Here is a 2989-nt window from a genome sequence, read left to right as displayed (position 1 = left end):
GTCTGCACAAGTCTCGTCCCGCAAACCTGACAGTCAAATGCCCAGGCCCGCCTCCAATGCCTGAGCGAAAGGCCCTCTCGGGAGCATTGCAGACAATGCTGGAATGGCATCTGGGCCGTCAGTGAGGCTTCTCCTGGCGTTATTGCCGGAAAGGTCAAAGATCGCACGACATCTGGGGAGACACGTGCAGCGCTCGCAATCTTCTCCGCCGCTGCCGCGTCGATGCTGAAGTCCAAGGCGGTGCCATGCGTGGTATCGACTTCGATATGAGCCAGCAGTTCGGCGTCATCACAGTAGTTGGCCGCAGCCAACCGAGACAACCAACCTGACAACAACTCGTCTGGAAGCGGTGCGACAGTCTTTGGCAGCGGTCGCGGCGTCACCCCCCGGACTTCTCGAGTCGCCGATGGGCGTTCGCATGGCGCGACCAAACCGGCGTCCATTTTGCGATTGCGTCATCGGTGATGCATTCCTCACCTGTGACAATGGCGTCGATGGAAAGATCCTTGATCAGTGCGAAGATGCGCGAAGTCACCCCGCCGCTCAGCGCCAGTATCTGCTTGAGCGACTTGACCTTCAGATTGGATTTCTTCTCGAGGGGCATTGCCGCGATGAGTGTCTGGATCATGTCCGAGAACTCGGCATCGTCGCGCCAGTTTGGCAGGTGATGTTCGTCCAGTCGCCTGGCAAGCTGGATATCACCTCGGATGGCATCGACGGCCTCGCTGACCCCGAGGCAGACCAGCGACACCTCGAGTTCATTGCTGAGATACCGCAGAACATTGAGAAAGCGGCGCTGTTCGCGGTGGGTCCCGGCCAAGAGGTTGTGGACCTCGTCGATCATGATCATCCGCAGGCCAAGGTCGCGTAAGAGCGCGATGACACGGACTTCGAGGGAAGCCACATTTTGAGCGCGGGCGCTCAGTGCCGTCGCTGGGGCGCCGACGGCGGCCAGGATGTGCAGATAGAACCGCCGTTCGTCGGGTGCGGGCGGCGCTTGCAACAGCAGAAGCGGTGTGCGGGTGATGCCTGACGCCGGATCGTATTCTGGTGCGTACTTGCGCGACAGGTTTCGGGCGATCATTGTCTTTCCGATCCCGGAGGCGCCATGCACAAGAAGCCCAGGCATACGGGTTTGTCGTGGCGCTTCGATCATGCCCTGCAAGCGGTCCAACACCTGTTCCGCCCGAGGAAAGCCGATCCAGATATCCGATTGAATGAGGGCGATCCGGCCGTCTTCTTCAGTTGTCCCTGCCCTCAATTCACCATCTCTCCACCTTGAACAATGGGCGCGATGTATCACCCGTATCGATCGGGCGCAGCCCTTCGGTTGTCGAGACGGCCGAGTTCGTGCCCTTCAATGTCCCTTTTCTTTCACGGGTTCTGCGTTCGGCCTTCGTCAGGCCCCGGCTTTCAGCTTCGATCTGGCGTTGCTGTCGGATCAGCTCAGCCAGCACCAGCTCATTAGACCCGGACTTGCCAAGGGCACGGGCCTTCCTCATCGCTTCGCGATATTCCCAGAGCGAGACGGGCGGAATTTCCAGGTTTCTGTACCGCGCCTCAACATACCGGCCATCGTCCAGTTCGACCCAGATCATTGAGATATCGCGAGGATCGTAGCGAACGACCACCTTTCCATCCCCGCGCCCAATGTGGCCTGCAAGGGCATCGGACCAGTACCTTATCTGGAACAGATGGATGCCGTCACGCCTGATCTTGCGCAGTTCACTCGGCAGGAAGCTCACCTGAAAGGCTTCCATCTCGAAGGGGATGTCGCCTGTCATTTGCTCTGAGAGCGCCTCCCATTTGGCAACGGGCGTGCAGCCAAGACTTGAATGAATGCTGTTGTTGTAACGGCAGATTTCCAGAGCAAACCAGCGATCGAATTCGCTCAACGTCATCGTGGCCTTGCTTTCGGCGTCATAGTCGCCCTTTGCCGCGATCGAGGATTGCGTTGTTCCCGGCAACAGGTGAACGGCCCCCATCATGGTGCCGATCAACCGTTCGATGTGACCACCGAAGTGAGGACTTGCTGGCGGTCGATAGACCAGATCGATCCCCCATTCCGCGCATGCCGACCGAAAGGCGCGCGACCGGAAATCGCGGCCGTTGTCGACGTGGATGCTGTGCGGTTTGCCCTGTGCGGGCCAAGGAATACTGTAATCCAATTCCGCTAGGAGCTCCGCCTTGGGGGCAACCGCCTGTGTCAGGCAAAGCGCCACTGACAGTCGCGAAGGGGCCTCGAGAGAGGTGTAATATCCAGTTACCATCCGCGTTGCGATGTCGATCGCCAGCGTGACCCAAGGCCGCCCAATTGGTTGGCGTTCAAAGCTGTCGACAAGAATGATGTCCGCGGGCGTATGGTCGATTTGTACGACCTCCAGTGGTTGGTTCGCCTTGTTCTCGCCTGTGACGGCCGCAAATTTCTGGCGCGCCGCCTTTGCGCCCTCTCGTGCCTTCGCAACTTCGCGGGCATCCATCGCGTCCAGACGACGCTGAACCGTCCGACGCGTCGGCGGTTGCAAGCCCTGCTGCCAGCACGCGCTGCGGATTTCTGTCACGACGCGCGAGAGGCTCGGACGTTCCCGGCGCAAGAAACATCGGCGAAGATGCTCTTCGATCACCGCTTCGACCCTGCTGGATATCAAGGTCGTACCGGTCGGGCGGCCCCGTTTCCGCGGAGCCAGCGCGCTGGTGCGTCCACCTTCTTCGACCAGCCGCTTTATCCAACGCCAGACCGTCGCCCTGCTGACACCAAGCTCCCAAACGGCGTCATTGATGCCACTTTCCAGACTGCCAGTCCCTTTCAGAAATGCTTGAACAAGCGGGCGCAGCACCGCGGCCCTGCGCGCCTCTTCAGCGCCAACTGCAACGGAGTCTTCGCCATAATCATCCATCGATATTTGCTGCACATGTCTGTGAACCCTGTCTCAAGTTTAAGGGCAAAAATATCGGAATTAAAGGCAAAATCTCATATTTAAGGGCAAAG

3 protein-coding genes are annotated in these 2989 nt (G+C 59.2%); all 3 read right to left on the bottom strand.

What is annotated here, in order from left to right; genetic code table 11:
• The coding region (locus C8N42_RS21060) for a TniQ family protein (RefSeq protein ID WP_245890337.1) at positions 1 to 443 on the bottom strand (443 nt) is incomplete at its 3' end.
• Positions 380 to 1303 (bottom strand): TniB family NTP-binding protein, encoded by a 924-nt coding sequence (locus C8N42_RS21055; RefSeq protein ID WP_245890336.1) that lies wholly within the window; start codon positions 1301 to 1303, stop codon positions 380 to 382. The genes C8N42_RS21055 and C8N42_RS21060, both read right to left, overlap by 64 nt.
• Positions 1263 to 2897, bottom strand: coding sequence for a Mu transposase C-terminal domain-containing protein (locus C8N42_RS21050; protein WP_081894029.1), 1635 nt, complete (start codon positions 2895 to 2897; stop codon positions 1263 to 1265). Before C8N42_RS21050 ends, C8N42_RS21055 begins: the two co-directional genes overlap by 41 nt.
• Positions 2898 to 2989 lie beyond the last annotated feature (92 nt).

The sequence above is a fragment of the Celeribacter persicus genome (assembly GCF_003050785.1).
Classification (GTDB): Bacteria; Pseudomonadota; Alphaproteobacteria; order Rhodobacterales; family Rhodobacteraceae; genus Celeribacter; species Celeribacter persicus.
The sequence above is the reverse complement of the archived record's forward strand: the minus strand, read 5'-3'. Positions and strand labels throughout refer to the sequence as shown.